The 546-nt window shown below is 54.8% G+C and carries 1 protein-coding gene; it reads left to right on the top strand.

The window, feature by feature from the left end; translation table 11 throughout:
- On the top strand, positions 1-290 hold a 290-nt coding region (locus ABD481_RS47025), incomplete at its 5' end, for an IS3 family transposase (protein ID WP_004163943.1).
- Between the last annotated feature and the right edge of the window lie 256 nt (positions 291-546).

Here is a 546-nt window from a genome sequence, read left to right as displayed (position 1 = left end):
CGGATCAGGGCTGGCATTACAGGATGAGGAGCTATCAGGAACGTTTAAAGGCGCATGGGATGACGCAGAGTATGTCGCGTAAAGGAAACTGCCTGGATAATGCAGTGATGGAAAACTTCTTCGGGACCCTGAAATCGGAGTGTTTTTATCTGAGGGAGTTCAGGAGTGTCAGTGCGCTAAGAAAAGCCGTAGAGGACTATATCCATTACTACAACAACGAGCGGATAAGCCTGAAATTAAAAGGCCTGAGTCCGGTAGAGTACCGAACCCAGGCTCTGAGAGCCGCTTAATATGAACCATCCAACTTTATGGGGTCAGTCCAGCAGCGCCGCCGGGCAAGGACAGCGGGCACGGAGCCGATTTTGTGCCGGGTGGCGGCTGCGCCTTACCCGGCCTACGTTCGTACGACCTGTCGTTAATTTATTCACTTTTCTTGCTGAAACTGCCGGTGCTGACGGCCTCAAAATCGCTGAGACGTTCCCGGAAGGCCGGGGCAGCCCGCATGGATGCGGGCTGAGGGCCGTGTTTTGCACGGACGCTGCCTCG

The organism is Catenulispora yoronensis (genome assembly GCF_039531695.1).
GTDB classification, from domain to species: domain Bacteria; phylum Actinomycetota; class Actinomycetes; order Streptomycetales; family Catenulisporaceae; genus Catenulispora; species Catenulispora yoronensis.
The sequence above is the reverse complement of the archived record's forward strand: the minus strand, read 5'-3'. Positions and strand labels throughout refer to the sequence as shown.